We start from the raw sequence: 14,999 nt of genomic DNA, 5'->3' as shown, positions 1-14,999 counted from the left end.
CTCCATGGCGTCGGATGCCATGGTCTCGGATGCCACGCCGCTGGATTCCAACGGTCAGGAGGCCGGCGGTCAGGAGACGGCGGGCCCCGGCTCCACCGGTCAGGGTCCCACGGGCCGGAGTTCCACCGGCCAGGGCTCCATCGGGCGGGGGCAGAATCTGCACCGGCCGGGTGCCCATGAGGCCGGTGGCCGGAATTCCGGTTCGGTGGACCTCAATGGCGTACGTATCCCGCCACCCGCCGCCGCCCCGACGCCGCCGCGCCGGCCGCTGCACCTGGGCCCGCCGGTGCCCGACCCGACGGGCGGGGTGGTGCGCTCGCTCGCCGACCGCGGACCGGCGGGCGCGCCGACCCAGGCCGTCCGGGTCCGGGCGCGCGCCCAGGCCCAGACCCAGGTGCAGGACCGGAGCCAGATGGCCACGGTCGCGGGCCCGGAGTATCTGGACGTCCCGCGTGAGGAGCCGTCCGCCCAGCCGGCGTCGCCCGCCTCGGCGTTCACCGAGACTCCGCCGGGGGCCGGAGCCCCCTGGTCGTCCGAGCCGGCGGCGCCGGCGGCGCCGGCGGAACCGGTGGCGGCGGCAGAAACGGTCGTCCCGGAGCAGGCGCCGGCGGTACCGGCCCCCGAGATCCCGGAAGCGGCCGAGCTCGCGCCCGCTGCCACTCAGGCCCCGGCCGCCGCCGAGTTCGTACCGGCGGAGCCGCCGCCGGCGCCGCTGGACGATCCGGCGCAGGAGGCCGCCGCTGTTCCGCCTGTCGAGCCCGTCGAGGCTGTTCCGGCCGCCGAGCCCGTCGAGGCTGTTGTCGCCGAGGCGTCCCCGGTGCGGGCCGGGGAGCCCGAGCCCGTCCTGCCCGACGCGGTCGCCACCGGGTTCCCGCAGCCGGAGCCCATGCCGCAACCGGTGCCGGTGGCCGAGGTCCCGGTCCCGGCGGAACCGGTGGTCACGGAGGAGACACTCGCTCCCGCCGGGGAGCCGCTCGTGGCCGAGGAGCCTTTCGCCCCCCAGGAGTCGCACCCGGACCCGGTGGCGGCGGAGCCGACCGCGCCCGAGGCGGAGTTCGTCCCCGAGGCGGAGTTCGTCCCTGAGCCGGAGTTTGTTGCTGAACCGGAGGTCCCCGCCCAGGAGGTCCCCGGGCCGGAGGTCCTTGAGCGGGAGCCCGTGCTCGTACCGGAGCCCGCGCCCGCGGCGGAACCCGACACCGCGCCGGAGGCCGGGTCCGAGCCCGGGACCGGTCCCGTCCCCCAGGAGGGCACCGCCGCGGCGTCCGGTTACGACGACGCCGAGCGCGAGGCCGTACTCCGGGTGATGCGCGAGCGCCGCGACATCCGCAACGGCTTCCGCTCCGACCCCATCCCGCACGAGGTGCTGCTGCGCGTGCTGGAAGCCGCGCACACCGCGCCCAGCGTCGGTCACTCGCAGCCCTGGGACTTCGTCGTCATCCGCTCCGCCGAGACCCGGCGGTCCATGCACGAGCTGGCGCAGCGTCAGCGTGACGCGTACGCCAAGTCGCTGCCCAAGGGCCGGGCGAAGCAGTTCAAGGAACTCAAGATCGAGGCCATCCTCGAAACGCCGGTGAATATCGTCGTCACCGCGGATCCGACGCGCGGCGGCCGGCACACCCTCGGCCGTCACACACAGCCGCAGATGGCCCCGTACTCCTCGGCGCTCGCCGTTGAGAACCTCTGGCTCGCCGCTCGCGCCGAGGGCCTCGGGGTCGGCTGGGTCAGCTTCTTCGACGAGCGCGAGATGGTCCGCGCGCTGGGCCTGCCCGAACACCTCGAAGTCGTGGCCTACCTGTGTGTCGGATACGTCGACGAGTTCCCGGAGGAGCCCGAGCTGATGCAGGCGGGCTGGTCCAAGCGCCGGCCGCTGTCCTGGGTGGTCCACGAGGAGACGTACGGCCGCCGGGCCCTGCCGGGCGAGGAGCCGCACGATCTGCTTCAGGAGACCATCGCCGGTATCCGCCCGCTCGACGCCAAGGCGCTGGGCGAGGCGTGGGAGCGGCAGAAGCGGATGACGAAGCCGGCGGGCGCCCTCGGCATGCTGGAGATCATCTCCGCGCAGCTCAGCGGGTTGTCGCGGCAGTGCCCGCCGCCGATTCCGGAGCCGGCGGCGGTGGCGATCTTCGCGGGGGACCACGGGGTGCACGCCCAGGGTGTGACGCCCTGGCCCCAGGAGGTCACCGGTCAGATGGTCGCCAACTTCCTGGGCGGTGGCGCGGTCTGCAACGCCTTCGCCACCCAGGTGGGAGCGGAGGTCTGTGTCGTCGATGTGGGCGTCGCGAGCGAACTCCCGGCCACATCGGGTCTGCTGCCCCGCAAGGTCCGGGCCGGCACGGCCGATTTCACAACGGGCCCCGCGCTGAGCCGCGAGGAGGTGCTCTCGGCGATCGAGGTGGGCATCGAGACGGCGCGTGATCTGGTGGCGGCGGGCAACAAGGCGCTGCTCACCGGTGAGATGGGTATCGCCAATACGACGGTCTCGGCGGCCCTGATCTGCGTCTACACCGGGCAGGACCCGGCGGAGGTCACCGGACGCGGCACGGGCATCAACGACGAGATGCACGCCCGCAAGGTCGATGTGGTCCGCCGGGGACTGGAGCTGCACCAGCCGGATCCCGCCGACCCGGTCGGTGTGCTGGCGGCGGTCGGCGGTCTGGAGCACGCGGCGCTGGTGGGATTCCTGCTGGGCGGTGCGTCCCTGCGTACGCCGGTGATCCTGGACGGGGTGAGCGCGGGCGCGGCGGCGCTGGTCGCACGGGCGATCGCGCCGGAGGCGCTGGCGGCGTGCATCGCGGGCCACCGCAGCGCGGAGCCCGGCCATGTCGCGGCCCTGAACAAACTGGGTCTGCGTCCGCTGGTCGATCTGGATCTGCGACTGGGTGAGGGCACGGGCGCGCTGCTGGCCCTGCCGGTGGTCCAGAGCGCGGCCCGCGCGATGCACGAGGTGGCGACGTTCGACTCGGCGGGAGTGACGGAGAAGTAGCACGCGGGCGCGCCGCGGCGGCCCGTGCGCGGCGCCCACCGGGCACTCGCCCGGTGGGCGCCGTACGTCCGCGCCCGGCGCGGGGGCCCGTCCGGCGTGGGCCGCCGCCCGGGGCCTCCCGCCGACCGTGACCCCCGCGTCCCCTCCCCGTAAGCTGGTCGCCGAGACCGCACCCCGCCCCACCAGCCGCTTCATCGTCGCAGCGGCCCCGCACCACCCCGCCATCCCGAGGAGCCGCTACCGACATGGCCCAGCACGCCGAGCACCCCGCCTACCCCGTCGGACTCCGCCTGTCGGGGCGGCGCGTTGTTGTCGTCGGCGGTGGCCAGGTCGCCCAGCGCAGGCTTCCCGCGCTGATCGCGGCCGGCGCCGACATCGTGCTCGTGTCGCCGTCCGCGAAGCCCTCCGTCGAGGCGATGGCGGAAGCCGGCGAGATCCGCTGGGAGCGCCGGCGGTACGCCGAGGGCGATCTCACCGGCGCCTGGTACGCGCTCATCGCGTCCAGCGACCCCGCCGCCAACCGCACGGCGTCCGCCGAGGCCGAGCGCGCCCGGATCTGGTGTGTACGCAGCGACGACGCCGAGGCCGCGACCGCCTGGACCCCCGCCACCGGCCGCAGTGAGGGCGTCACCGTCGCCGTGCTCACCGGGCACGACCCGAGGCGGTCCGCCGCCGTGCGGGACGCCATCGTCGAGGGCCTGCGGGACGGCACCCTCGCCGCGCCGCACCACCGCAGCCGTACACCGGGCGTCGCTCTCGTCGGCGGCGGCCCCGGCGATCCGGATCTGATCACGGTGCGCGGCCGCCGGCTCCTCGCCGAGGCCGATGTCGTGATCGCCGACCGCCTCGGCCCGCGCGATCTGCTCGACGAACTGGGACCGCATGTCGAGGTGATCGACGCCGCGAAGATCCCGTACGGCCGCGCCATGGCCCAAGAGGCCATCAACGACGCGCTGATCGAGCACGCCAAGGCGGGCAAGGCCGTCGTCCGTCTCAAGGGCGGCGACCCCTTTGTCTTCGGACGGGGCATGGAAGAGGCCCACGCGCTCGCCGAGGCGGGCATCCCGTGCACCGTCGTGCCCGGCATCTCCAGCTCCATCAGCGTGCCGGGCGCCGCCGGAATCCCCGTCACCCACCGGGGGGTCGCCCATGAGTTCACCGTCGTCAGCGGTCATGTCGCGCCCGACGACAACCGCTCACTGGTCGACTGGGCCGCGCTCGCCCGGCTTCGCGGCACCCTCGTCCTGCTGATGGCCGTCGACAAGATCGGCGCCATCGCGGAGGCCCTCGTCGAGCACGGCAAGGCCCCCGACACCCCTGTCGCCCTGGTCCAGGAAGGCACCACCGCGACCCAGCGGCGGGTCGACGCCACGCTCGCCACGGTCGGGGAGACCGTGAGGGCCGAGGGGATACGGCCGCCGGCCGTCATCGTCATCGGTGAGGTCGTCGCTCTCGGTGACGGGCAGTAACCACCCACAGGCTCCCGCGCGTGGGTGCCCGATCCCGGACAAGGCAGTGTCACCCGTGGCTGAACTCATCACCGTCGACGACCCCGACGACCCGCGCCTGCACGACTACACGGGCCTGACGGATGTCGAGCTCCGCCGCAGGCGTGAACCCGCCGAGGGGCTGTTCATCGCCGAGGGCGAGAAGGTCATCCGCCGGGCCGCACAGGCCGGTTACCCGATGCGGTCGATGCTGCTCTCCGCCAAATGGGTCGACACCATGCGGGACGTCATCGACGGGGCCGAGGCCCCGGTGTACTCGGTCAGCCCCGGTCTCGCCGAGCGTGTCACCGGCTATCACGTGCACCGCGGCGCCCTCGCCTCGATGGGACGCAAGCCGCTGCCGACGGCCGCCGAGGTGCTCCGTACGGCGCGCCGGGTCGCCGTCATGGAGGCGGTCAACGACCACACCAACATCGGTGCGATCTTCCGCAGCGCGGCCGCTCTCGGCATGGACGCCGTACTGCTCTCCCCGGACTGCGCGGACCCGCTGTACCGCCGCTCCGTGAAGGTCTCGATGGGCGCGGTGTTCTCGGTGCCGTATGCCCGGCTGGACGGCTGGCCCAGGGCGCTGGACACCGTACGGGAGGCGGGCTTCAGGCTGTTGGCCCTCACACCGGACGAGAAGGCGTCCGCCATGGACGAGGCGGCTCCGCACCGGCTGGAACGGGTCGCGCTGATGCTCGGCGCCGAGGGCGACGGACTGTCGGGACGGGCGCTGGCCGCGGCCGACGAGTGGGTGCGCATCCCCATGGCCCACGGCGTGGACTCGCTGAATGTCGGCGCCGCCGCGGCGGTCGCGTTCTACGCGGTCACCACGGGACGCCCCGAGAGCTGAACCCGGCTCTCTTTCCGGGCGCCGTACGGGGCCGGGGGACCTGAACACCGCGAACGGCCCTGCGCCGCCCGCTCAGAGCTGCTGGGCCGCAGCGATCCCCAGGGCGACGATCAGGGTCACGACGACAAAGACGGTCAGCCGCTGCCGCAGCAGCCGGGGATTGGCGGGGCGCAGCCGGGACGAGGTCGTTCGCGGGCCGGACGTGGGGCGGCTTCCCGGACGCGACGCGCCCTGCGAGCGGGAGGGCCGGGAGGGCCGTGAGCCGCCCGAGCGCGAGGAAGAGCCCGTGCCCCGGGGCGCGCCGCTCCTGGACGACCCCGAGGTGCCGGACCGTGACGAAGAGCCCCCCGAGCGCGACGAGGAACCGGCCGTACCGGGCCGCGACGAGGAACCGCCGGACATCCGGCTCTGCGGACCGCGCTCGGTGTTGCGCTCCGTGTACCGCTCCGTCAGCCGGCCCGTCGGCAGTTCCAGCTCACGGCGCTCCCGCTGGAGCGGCGGCCGGCCCTCGGTGAACCCCTGGGCCTCCCGGGCGGCGATCTCCTTGAGCCGCATCGACAGTTGCAGCGTGCTGGGGCGCTCGTCCGGATCCTTGGCGAGACAGGCCCGGACCAGCGGCGCGAGGGCGTCGGGCACCCCGTACAGGTGCGCCTCCTCATGGACCACCCGGTAGAGCATGACCTCCGAACTGCCGTGCCCGAAGGGGGAATCGGCGGTCGCCGCGTACGCCAGCGTGGCACCCAGCGAGAACACGTCGGTGGCCGGCGTCACCGCCGCGCCGCGCACCTGCTCGGGCGCGAGGAAGCCGGGCGAGCCGACCGCCGTGCCCACATGGGTCAGCGTGCTCGCCCCGGTCGCCCAGGCGATCCCGAAGTCGATGATGCGGGGCCCCTTGGGGGACAGAAGAATGTTCGAGGGCTTGAGATCGCGATGGACGACCCCGGCCTCGTGCACGGCCACCAGGCCCTCGGACAGCGCCGCGCCCACCGAGGCCACCTCGGCCGCCGAGAGCGGACCCTCCTCGTTGACCTTGTCGTGCAGCGACGGGCCCGGCACATACTGGGTGGCGAACCACGGACGGTCCGCGTCCAGGTCGGCGGCCACCAGCCGTGCCGTACAGCCGCCCCGGATCCGCCGGGCCGCGGAGACCTCACGGGCGAACCGCGACCGGAACTCCTGATCCTCTGCCAGATCGGGCCGGATCACCTTCAGCGCGACACGCTGGCCGCGCCGGTCCGAACCCAGATAGACCACACCCATGCCGCCCGCGCCGAGCCGCCGGTGAAGCCTGAACGAACCGACGACACGCGGGTCCTCGCGCCGGAGCCGCATCATCGCCATGTCCATCCCCGCTGCCCGGTCGTCCGTATGACGTGGCACAGCTTACGTACCCGCGCCCCGGCGTGCTCATAGGCCGCGCCCTCACGGTCCGAACGATTGTCAGTGCCGGGTGGGAAACTCGAAGAGTGGTCGGGGGACGGCGGATCCCAGGTCTTCCGGCCCCGTGCGAGATCTCAATGGTCGGTCGCAGAAGGGGGATTGGATCGTGAAGGGTGACCGTGTGGAGATAGTCGTGGACGCGGGTGACACGACTCGGACGTACGAGGTGGTGGCGAGCCGGGCGGGCCGCCGGGTGGAGACGGCGGTGCGCCGGGGCGTGGTGGAAGTGAGCGAAGTCACCCGCAATGGGTCGGTGGTCCGGACGGCCAGGTTCATGGCCACCCGGGTGCTCGCGCTGGTCGAGCAGCCGGTGCCCCGGGAGGACTCCTCGGAGCGCCCGCGGCGGGAGGACCGCCGGGAAGATCCCCACTCCTAGGATCCTTCGTTTCGATCGTGCCGGGCCCGCGTGCCCCGGTCCGGCCGACAGACCCCGAGACCGCTCTCCACCCAGGGGAGTAGGCGAGTGGTGCGCGACTCATCCTCCGGGAGGCCCGGCAATCGGTACGCGGGCATGACGCCCGGGTCCGGCAGCGTCCCTAATCTTGAAATCAAGCGGCGGGTGCGACTCTCGTCCCCCGAGGTACGACACTCGCCGCCGTCGGACATGACAGGAGAGGGACCATGGCGGAGACGGCATCGCGGGCGATGATGCGCGCACAGGGACGCAAGGCGTTCGCCGCGTTCGGTGGGCGCCGGTCCGGGACACGTCATCCGCTGGTGGCCACGGCCATGGTCCTTCCTCTGGCGACTCTGCTCGTGGTCGTCTTCGGCGGCTGGGACGCGGTGGTCACACAGGCGTCGTCCGTGGGCGTGATGCTGGGGCGCTGAGCGGCGCTCCAGACCCGGGTGAGCGGCCCGGGTCGGGGACATCCGGCCAACAACCCCGTGGGGACGGGGGTGCGGCGGACGGCAGCGTTTGGCCGGTCAGCTGGGGAGCTGACCGGCCATCGCGCTGTCCGCGCCCGGCCACCCGCGCGGGGGCCGGGCCCGCCGGGGCCGTCTATCGGGCCCCCGGCGTCGCGCCGTAGCCTCTCCGCACAGTCCGCAGGACGCAGCCGTACGGACTCCGCACGGAACACATCGCACCGGGGGCCACCGTGACCGCATCCGTTGTCAGCGCGCTCCGGCGCGTCGCTCGGGACGCCGCTCATTCCGCCGCGGGGCCGGGCTGCTGCCGGGCCTGTGAGCGGGGCGAAGCCGTGCTGGCGGACCGGGCCGACGGCGTTGTCGTACGGCACGGAGACGCCGTCGCCAAGGCCCACGCCGACGGTACGGACCCGGCCGGACACCGCGCCCGGCTGGCCGTCGCCGCGCATCCCCGGCTCGCCGGGATCCTGCTGCCGCCGCTCCCGGCGGCCGTCGACGGAGTGCACGGACGGCCCGTCACCGCCTGGCCCTACGGCACCCCGGTCGACCCCGGTGACCCCGACGCCGCTCCCTGGGCGGAGGCCGGGACGCTGCTGGCCCGGCTGCACACGGTGCCGCTCACGGCCCTTTCCGGGGCCCTGCCGCCGATGCGGGGGCCCGCCAAGGCCGCGCTCGCCCTCGGGCGGATGCGCGCGGCCGGACACCACCCCGCCGCCCTCCCCGTACGGCGCGCCTGGGAGCGGCTGCCCGCCTGGGCCCGCGGCGAGGACCGCCCGCCGGGACCGGTGGCCCTCTGCCACGGCGATCTCCACCTCGGCCAGCTCGTACGCCATCCGGCACCCGACGGCCCCTGGCAGCTCATCGACGTGGACGACCTCGGGACGGGCGACCCGGCCTGGGACCTGGCCCGTCCCGCCGCCTGGTACGCCGCCGGGCTCCTGGACCCCGGGCTCTGGCAGCGCTTTCTCGGCGCGTACCGCTCCGCACACGGCCCGGCCGTGCCCGCTGTGGGCGATCCCTGGCCCCGGCTGGACGTCGCCGCCCGGGCCCTCACCGTCCAGACCGCCGCGCTGGCCGTGGCCAAGTCCGCCGGTGCGGGGCGGGGCCTCGACGAGGTCGAACAGCTCATGGTCGACGCCTGCGCGCGGATCGGAGCGCTGGCAACCGAGTCGGGGCCCGGGGCGTCGTCGTAGGGTGAACAGACTGTCGCCGGGCGCCCGTTCCGGCGACGCCGGCCCAACAGCGAGGAGCTGAGCCGAACATGCAGTGTCCCAAGTGCCACGCGGCGATGCACACGTACAACCGCAATGGCGTCCAGATCGAACAGTGCAGCGGCTGCCGGGGAATCTTCCTCGACTACGGCGAGCTGGAGTCCCTGACCCGTCTGGAGTCGCAGTGGGGGCAGCAGGCTCCGCCCGTCCCGCCCGCCCCGGGCGGCTACCCGCCCGCGCCCGCCTGGGGCGCGCCGCAGCACCATGGTGGCCACGGCGGACACGGCGGCCATGGCGGGCACCACGGCGGTCACGGCCGCCAGAGCTTCGGACGGATGCTCTTCTCTTCCTGAGGTCCCGCGAGCCGCAACGGCGAAGCCCCCGGTCGATGGGACGACCGGGGGCTTCGGACGGTGCGCGATACTGGGATTGAACCAGTGACCTCTTCCGTGTCAGGGAAGCGCTCTCCCGCTGAGCTAATCGCGCGGGTGGCTCCCGCGTGTACTGCTGCTGCCGCTCATGCCGCAACCGCGTGCGCGATACTGGGATTGAACCAGTGACCTCTTCCGTGTCAGGGAAGCGCTCTCCCGCTGAGCTAATCGCGCGGGAATCCTTACGGATCCAGTGGACGATACTGGGATTGAACCAGTGACCTCTTCCGTGTCAGGGAAGCGCTCTCCCGCTGAGCTAATCGTCCTTGGAGGTGGAGACGGGATTTGAACCCGTGTAGACGGCTTTGCAGGCCGTTGCCTCGCCTCTCGGCCACTCCACCAGGAGCACGGGGGCCGGGAAAGATCCCCCACTTTCGAGCGGACGACGAGATTCGAACTCGCGACCCTCACCTTGGCAAGGTGATGCTCTACCAACTGAGCCACGTCCGCCTGTCGTTTCCCGGACCCGCGTGCACGGCCCGGCGACGTGTTGAACTCTAGCGGATTCCAGAGCCAGTACAAAAACGCGTTTCCGCAGCGTGCTGCGGTGCGTTTGCCGTACGTTCAGGCCGCGGCGGCCCAACAGGCCCTGCTCCGGTGCCCCTCCCGGGCGGCCGTGCCCCCTCACCGCCACCGGCGCCGCGCCCGGTCCGCCGGCCAAAAGCGCAGGTGGTCCGTCGCGGCGGAGCACGGCCGCGGCCTGGCCGCCCGCCCCGTACCGAGGGCCCCGTCCGGCCCGCGCCCCGGTGCCGTGCCGCAGCCGCCGTCGCGGGCCCGCCGGGGATGACGGGCCAGCCCTTAGACTCACCACCGTGCACGACCTCGCTCCTCTGGCCCGCTTCGGCGGCCTCGTCGCCTCCGACCTGCGGGACGTCACCCATGATCCCGAGGCTCTCGACTCCAGCGGCTTCTGGGTCGTCGCCGCGGATTTCGAGGGCCGTCTCACCTGCGCCCGATTCGGTGACATCCGGACCGAACCGGTACCCGTACCGGCGGCGGGGCGGTGGCGTGGTCCCGGGCCCGGGGACTGGACGTCCTCGCTCGGCCGCGCCGCCTACACCGAGGGCGTACGCCGCATCCGTGAGCACATCGCGGCGGGCGACGTCTACCAGGTCAACCTCTGCCGGGTACTCTCCGCGCCGCTGCCCGACCCCGCGACGGCCGACGTCGACGCGCTGACGGCGCTGCTCGCGCGGGACAATCCGGCGCCGTACGCCGGGACGATCCGGCTGCCCGCGCACGGCGTGGAGATCGCCACCGCCTCGCCCGAGCTGTATCTACGGCGGGCCGGCCGCACCGTCGAGTCCGGCCCCATCAAGGGCACCGGCCGCACCGCCGGAGACCTGCTGGAGAAGGACCACGCCGAGAACGTGATGATCGTGGACCTCGTACGCAACGATCTGGGCCGGGTCTGTGCCACCGGCTCCGTGACGGTCCCGGCGCTCTGCGCGGTGGAGCCCCATCCCGGACTGGTCCATCTCGTGTCGACCGTGCGCGGCGAGCTCGCCGCGCACACGGGCTGGTCCGAGCTGCTGTCCGCCACCTTTCCGCCCGGCTCGGTCAGCGGCGCTCCCAAGTCCAGCGCTCTCACGATCATCGAGGAGCTGGAGACGGCCCCGCGCGGTCCCTACTGCGGCGGTATCGGCTGGGTCGACGCCGACCGGGGCACGGCCGCGCTGGCCGTCGGGATCAGGACCTTCTGGATCGACCGGGCGGCGGCTCCCGGCCCGGTGCTCCGCTTCGGCGCGGGCGCCGGCATCACCTGGGGCTCCGAACCCGAACGTGAGTGGGAGGAGACCGAACTGAAGGCATCCCGGCTGCTCGCGATAGCGTCGGGTGCGTACGAGGCGAGCGAGAGGAGCGCGTAGATGCGGATCTGGGTCAATGGCGGGCTGGAGACGGCCGAATCCGCCCGGGTGTCCGTGCTCGACCACGGAATGACCGTCGGCGACGGGATCTTCGAGACGCTCAAGACGGTCCAGGGACGGCCCTTCGCCCTCAGTCGCCATCTCGACCGGCTGGCGCGCTCGGCGCGCGGCCTCGGGCTGCCCGAGCCCGACCTGGACGAGGTGCGCCGCGCCTGTACGGCCGTCCTCGACGCCAACCCGATGGAACTGGGCCGGCTGCGCGTCACCTACACCGGGGGGCTCGCTCCTCTCAGCTCCGACCGGGGCGACCAGGGCCCGACCCTTGTCGTGGCGGTCGGGGAGCGGAACCGCCGTCCCGACACCACCGCCGTCATCACCGTCCCCTGGACCCGGAACGAACGCGGCGCGCTGGCCGGGCTCAAGACCACGTCGTACGCGGAGAACGTCGTCGCGCTCGCCCGCGCGCACGAGCGGGGCGCGTCCGAGGCGCTCTTCGCCAACACCGTCGGACAGCTCTGCGAGGGCACGGGCTCCAATGTCTTCGTCGTCCTCGACGGCGAGCTGCACACCCCGCCTCTCGCCTCCGGCTGCCTGGCGGGCATCACCCGCGCCCTGGCCGTCGAATGGACCGGTGCCCGCGAGACCGAGCTGCCGCTGGACGTCCTGGAGCGCGCGGACGAGATCTTCCTGACCTCGTCACTGCGTGACGTGCAGGCGGTCCACCGCGTGGACGGCCGTGAGCTGCGCGGCGCCCCGGGCCCGGTGACCAGTAAGGCCATGCGCGTCTTCGACGAGCGGTCGGCTGCCGATCTCGATCCGTAAACGGGATGACGAGGCGGCTCACGCCGGGGTAGAAATCGCCTGATGACCACCACCCTGCGGCCGACCGGGCCGCTCCAGCACACCGACGACGGGGGCAGGTCCCGCGCCTACGACGTCTGTGTCAACAGCCGTCCCGTCGGGGCGATCGAGATCCGTACGGACCCGGGCTTCGGCCACCGGGCCGGGGTCGTGGACTCGCTGCGGATCGACGAACCGGACCGGCGGCGCGGCCGGGGCACGGTCGCCGCGCTCGCCGCCGAAGAGGTCCTGCGCGGCTGGGGATGCGGCCAGGTGCTGGCCTCCGTGCCGGCCGGCGCCGCTCCGGCGCTGGGTCTGCTGGAATCCCTCGGCTACACCGAGCGCAGCCGGAACATGCTCAAGGACCTGCCGGGTGAGCCGCCCGCGCTCCCGGCGGGCCTGGCGGGCCGTCCCATGAACGACGCCGAGTACCGCACCTGGCTCGCCCAGGCGGTCGAGGGCTTCGCCCAGAACTGGATGGACCGGGGCGTACCGCCGGAGCAGGCCCGCGCGAAGTCCGAGGCGAGCCACCGCCAGTTCCTGCCGCAGGGCCTCGGCACGCCCGGCGTCTCGATGAACGTGCTGGTCCACGAGGACGCCGTCGTCGGTCATGTCTGGGTGGCGCGCCACGAGGTCCGGCCGGGGGAGTGGGGGTCGTACGTGTTCGACGTGGCCGTGACCGAGAGCCTGCGCGGCAAGGGCTTCGGCCGTGCGCTGATGCTGCTCGCCGAGGGCGTGGCCCTGGGATCCGGGTCGTCGCTGCTGGGACTCCATGTCTTCGCGAGCAACACCCCGGCGGTCCGGCTGTACGAGTCCCTCGGATACGTGATTACGCACCGGAACTTCTACAAGCAGCTCGTCTGAGCGCCGGTGCGGGCGCGGCCGGGGCGGGCGGCGGTCCGCCCCGGGGCGCGGCGCTCAGCCCCGTTCCAGGGTGCTTTCCTCCGCGAGCAGCCGGTCGGCGATCGCCTCGACGCGCTCGCGCAGCCCCTCCTGGCCGTTGCCGCCGTCGAGACGCTCGCCGCCGATGACATAGGTGGGCGTGCCGGTCACCCCGATCGCCTTCCCCTCGGCCTGGTCGGCGTCGACGATCAGCAGATGCCGGCCGTCGATCAGGGCCGTGTCGAATTCCTCGGCGTCCAGGCCCAGCTCCCGCGCGATCTCCAGCAGGACGGGCTCGCCCCTGGCCGCCAGCTCGCCGGTGCGGGCCAGCACGGCTTCCGCGTAAGGCCGGCCCTGTCCCTGTTCGACGGCCTCCTCGGCGGCCTGGGCGGCGGCGTAGGCGTGCTTGTGCTTCTCCAGCGGGAAGTGCCGCAGCCGTACGTCGAGCCTGCTCCCGTAGCGGGCGCGCAGTGCGCGCAGGTCCTCCTGCGCGCTGTGGCAGTCGGGGCACTGGAGGTCGCACCAGACGTCGAGGACGGCCGGGCGGGCGGTGGTGGAGTCGCTCATGGAGGTCAGTCTCCCAGCACGGCGGACGCCTCCCGACCGGGACCTGGGGAGGACGGCGTCCCCGAGATCTCCCTGAGGGCGGCCCGGGACCGTGGCCCCCGGCGGTCGCCAGGTGCAGGATGGAAGCAGGACGACGCCCGACACATGACGTGCTCTGCCTGGAGGACCGGATGATTGCCGAGACCATTTGTTCCGCCGTGTCGGCGGCGGGCCTGGGCATCGCCGCGATCACGGCGTACCGCAGGCGGTTCCTCGCGGCGGCCCGGATCGTGGCGTACGCGCTGATCCCGGTGGCGCTGGTGATGACCGGCCTCGTCCAATGGGCCGCCGACACCGCCTTCAGCCCGGTCGCCTGGGCGGGCTTCGGTGTGCTCGCGGTCTCCTGGCTGCTGTTCATGACGACCCGCGCCGTGGAGCGCCGCGGCGGCGGCACCCGCAGGGAACGCAGGGCGGCGAAGCGCGACGCGGTCGAACCGGCGGCGTCGGCGCCCTCGCTCCCCGGCGGCGGAGGGGCCGCGCAGCCCGGCGCGAAGCCGCGCGCGACGGGATCCGGTGACGACTTCAGCGATATCGAGGCCATCCTCAAGAAGCACGGCATCTGAGCGGTCCCGCCCCTGGTGTCCGGCGCACTGTCGCAGGTGAGGCGGGTTCCGGAGGGAATTCCGTGACTTCTTCCACGGGATAGGATGAACTCCCGGTCCGTCGGCGCGTGTTGGTCATGGGCGCCCTTCCGGGTAGGTCATGATCGCCCCGAGATGCTCGATACCTCCCGGGGTGAACCCCCCGCCCCCACCGATGAGCAGCGCGGTTGTCTTTTCGCGCTCTCCCAGCCGCCGTTGATGATCTTTCTGACGGTGATCGGTGCGCTCCTGCTGATGGCAGCGGTGCACGATCTGTTTCTGCTGTGACGGTCAGCCGGCCGCTTCCCTGCGGCGTGCCCGGTACGCGGCCACATGCAGTCGGTTGCCGCATGTGCGGCTGTCGCAGTAACGCCGGGAGCGATTGCGCGACAGGTCGACGAACGCGCGCCCGCAGTCCGGGGCCTCGCAGCGCCGCAGCCGCTCCTGCTCGCCCGCCACGACCATGAAGGCCAGTGCCATGCCGCAGTCGGCGGCGAGGTGATCGGCGACCGAGGCGCCCGGCGCGAAGTAGTGGACATGCCAGTCGTAGCCGTCATGATCGGTGAGCTGCGGCGTCGTCCCCGCGGCGGCCACGAGCTGGTTGATCAGATCGGCCGCGACGCGGGCAGCCGGGGCCGCGAACACCTCCGCGAAGCGCGTCCGTACGTCATGTACGGCCCGGAGATCCCGGGCGCCGAGGTCACCCACCCCGCTGATGTCGTGGCTCCGTACGAAGTCGTACAGCGCCCCCACATCCGCGAGCCCGTCGGCCGTCCCGTGGGCCGGATCGTCGTCCGGTGCGGTGTTCAGCAGATCGACGACTGTGTCGAGGGCGATCCGGGTGTCGTGGGGAATCAGCACGATCCGCTCCCTGGCCTGCTGCGGGCCGGTGCCCGCCGAATCCCGCAGACTCTAGCGGCTGTGTCCGGCGGCCGAGGCGGGGAACG

General features: G+C 73.2%; 15 protein-coding genes and 5 tRNA genes. 12 read left to right on the top strand and 8 right to left on the bottom strand.

The features are described 5' to 3' along the window. The 3 genes from cobT to ABZ707_RS25120 all read left to right on the top strand — a co-directional run. The coding region (cobT, locus tag ABZ707_RS25130) for a nicotinate-nucleotide--dimethylbenzimidazole phosphoribosyltransferase (RefSeq protein ID WP_360179089.1) at positions 1-2,983 on the top strand (2,983 nt) is incomplete at its 5' end. A 245-nt stretch (positions 2,984-3,228) separates the two neighbouring features. Then, entirely contained in the window at positions 3,229-4,452 is a 1,224-nt protein-coding gene (cobA, locus tag ABZ707_RS25125; RefSeq protein ID WP_360179087.1) for a uroporphyrinogen-III C-methyltransferase, read from the top strand. Positions 4,453-4,507: 55 nt separating this feature from the next. Further along, positions 4,508-5,326, top strand: a complete 819-nt coding sequence (locus ABZ707_RS25120; protein ID WP_360179085.1) for an RNA methyltransferase — start codon at positions 4,508-4,510, stop codon at positions 5,324-5,326. Between the two features lie 72 nt (positions 5,327-5,398). Here the strand turns inward: ABZ707_RS25120 and ABZ707_RS25115 are convergent, their stop codons facing one another. Beyond that, positions 5,399-6,673, bottom strand: coding sequence for a serine/threonine-protein kinase (locus ABZ707_RS25115; RefSeq protein ID WP_360179099.1), 1,275 nt, complete (start codon positions 6,671-6,673; stop codon positions 5,399-5,401). A 199-nt stretch (positions 6,674-6,872) separates the two neighbouring features. Here ABZ707_RS25115 and ABZ707_RS25110 point away from each other — a divergent pair, with 199 nt between their 5' ends. The 4 genes from ABZ707_RS25110 (at position 6,873) to ABZ707_RS25095 (ending at position 9,197) form a co-directional block, all read left to right on the top strand. Further along, positions 6,873-7,142 (top strand): hypothetical protein, encoded by a 270-nt coding sequence (locus tag ABZ707_RS25110; protein ID WP_360179083.1) that lies wholly within the window; start codon positions 6,873-6,875, stop codon positions 7,140-7,142. Between the two features lie 245 nt (positions 7,143-7,387). Next, entirely contained in the window at positions 7,388-7,594 is a 207-nt protein-coding gene (locus tag ABZ707_RS25105) for a hypothetical protein (protein WP_360179081.1), read from the top strand. Between the two features lie 269 nt (positions 7,595-7,863). Beyond that, positions 7,864-8,826, top strand: coding sequence for an aminoglycoside phosphotransferase family protein (locus ABZ707_RS25100; RefSeq protein WP_360179079.1), 963 nt, complete (start codon positions 7,864-7,866; stop codon positions 8,824-8,826). Positions 8,827-8,894: 68 nt separating this feature from the next. Beyond that, positions 8,895-9,197: a zf-TFIIB domain-containing protein gene (locus ABZ707_RS25095; protein ID WP_360179077.1), complete on the top strand. Its 303-nt coding sequence runs from the start codon at positions 8,895-8,897 to the stop codon at positions 9,195-9,197. A 61-nt stretch (positions 9,198-9,258) separates the two neighbouring features. Here ABZ707_RS25095 and ABZ707_RS25090 read toward each other — a convergent pair. The 5 genes from ABZ707_RS25090 to ABZ707_RS25070 all read right to left on the bottom strand — a co-directional run bounded on the left by ABZ707_RS25090 (position 9,259) and on the right by ABZ707_RS25070 (position 9,725). Continuing rightward, positions 9,259-9,330, bottom strand: a tRNA-Val gene (locus ABZ707_RS25090). Between the two features lie 47 nt (positions 9,331-9,377). After that, positions 9,378-9,449, bottom strand: a tRNA-Val gene (locus ABZ707_RS25085). Positions 9,450-9,469: 20 nt separating this feature from the next. Further along, positions 9,470-9,541 (bottom strand) — tRNA-Val (locus tag ABZ707_RS25080). Between the two features lies 1 nt (position 9,542). Then, positions 9,543-9,616 (bottom strand) — tRNA-Cys (locus tag ABZ707_RS25075). Between the two features lie 36 nt (positions 9,617-9,652). After that, a tRNA-Gly gene (locus tag ABZ707_RS25070) sits at positions 9,653-9,725 on the bottom strand. Positions 9,726-10,087: 362 nt separating this feature from the next. On the opposite strand from ABZ707_RS25070, the gene ABZ707_RS25065 reads away from it, so the two are divergent. The 3 genes from ABZ707_RS25065 to ABZ707_RS25055 are packed head-to-tail and all read left to right on the top strand — an operon-like array spanning position 10,088 to position 12,847. After that, on the top strand, positions 10,088-11,143 hold the full coding sequence (locus tag ABZ707_RS25065) for a chorismate-binding protein (protein ID WP_360179075.1): 1,056 nt from the start codon (positions 10,088-10,090) through the stop codon (positions 11,141-11,143). Next, entirely contained in the window at positions 11,144-11,965 is an 822-nt protein-coding gene (locus ABZ707_RS25060; protein ID WP_360179073.1) for an aminodeoxychorismate lyase, read from the top strand. It begins immediately after the preceding gene. Between the two features lie 42 nt (positions 11,966-12,007). Then, the gene (locus tag ABZ707_RS25055) at positions 12,008-12,847 is read left to right on the top strand and encodes a GNAT family N-acetyltransferase (RefSeq protein WP_360179071.1); all 840 of its coding nucleotides are present in this window, start codon (positions 12,008-12,010) and stop codon (positions 12,845-12,847) included. Between the two features lie 54 nt (positions 12,848-12,901). On the opposite strand, the gene ABZ707_RS25050 is transcribed toward ABZ707_RS25055, so the two are convergent. Continuing rightward, positions 12,902-13,432: a DsbA family protein gene (locus tag ABZ707_RS25050; protein ID WP_360179069.1), complete on the bottom strand. Its 531-nt coding sequence runs from the start codon at positions 13,430-13,432 to the stop codon at positions 12,902-12,904. 170 nt (positions 13,433-13,602) lie between these two features. Here ABZ707_RS25050 and ABZ707_RS25045 point away from each other — a divergent pair, with 170 nt between their 5' ends. Next, positions 13,603-14,034: a hypothetical protein gene (locus ABZ707_RS25045; RefSeq protein WP_360179067.1), complete on the top strand. Its 432-nt coding sequence runs from the start codon at positions 13,603-13,605 to the stop codon at positions 14,032-14,034. Positions 14,035-14,187: 153 nt separating this feature from the next. After that, positions 14,188-14,340, top strand: coding sequence for a hypothetical protein (locus ABZ707_RS25040; protein WP_360179065.1), 153 nt, complete (start codon positions 14,188-14,190; stop codon positions 14,338-14,340). Positions 14,341-14,343: 3 nt separating this feature from the next. On the opposite strand, the gene ABZ707_RS25035 is transcribed toward ABZ707_RS25040, so the two are convergent. Beyond that, positions 14,344-14,913, bottom strand: a complete 570-nt coding sequence (locus ABZ707_RS25035; protein ID WP_360179063.1) for a CGNR zinc finger domain-containing protein — start codon at positions 14,911-14,913, stop codon at positions 14,344-14,346. Positions 14,914-14,999: the final 86 nt, after the last annotated feature.

Source organism: Streptomyces sp. NPDC006923 (genome assembly GCF_040635655.1).
GTDB lineage: Bacteria > Actinomycetota > Actinomycetes > Streptomycetales > Streptomycetaceae > Streptomyces.
This window is presented reverse-complemented; position numbering and strand designations above follow the sequence as displayed.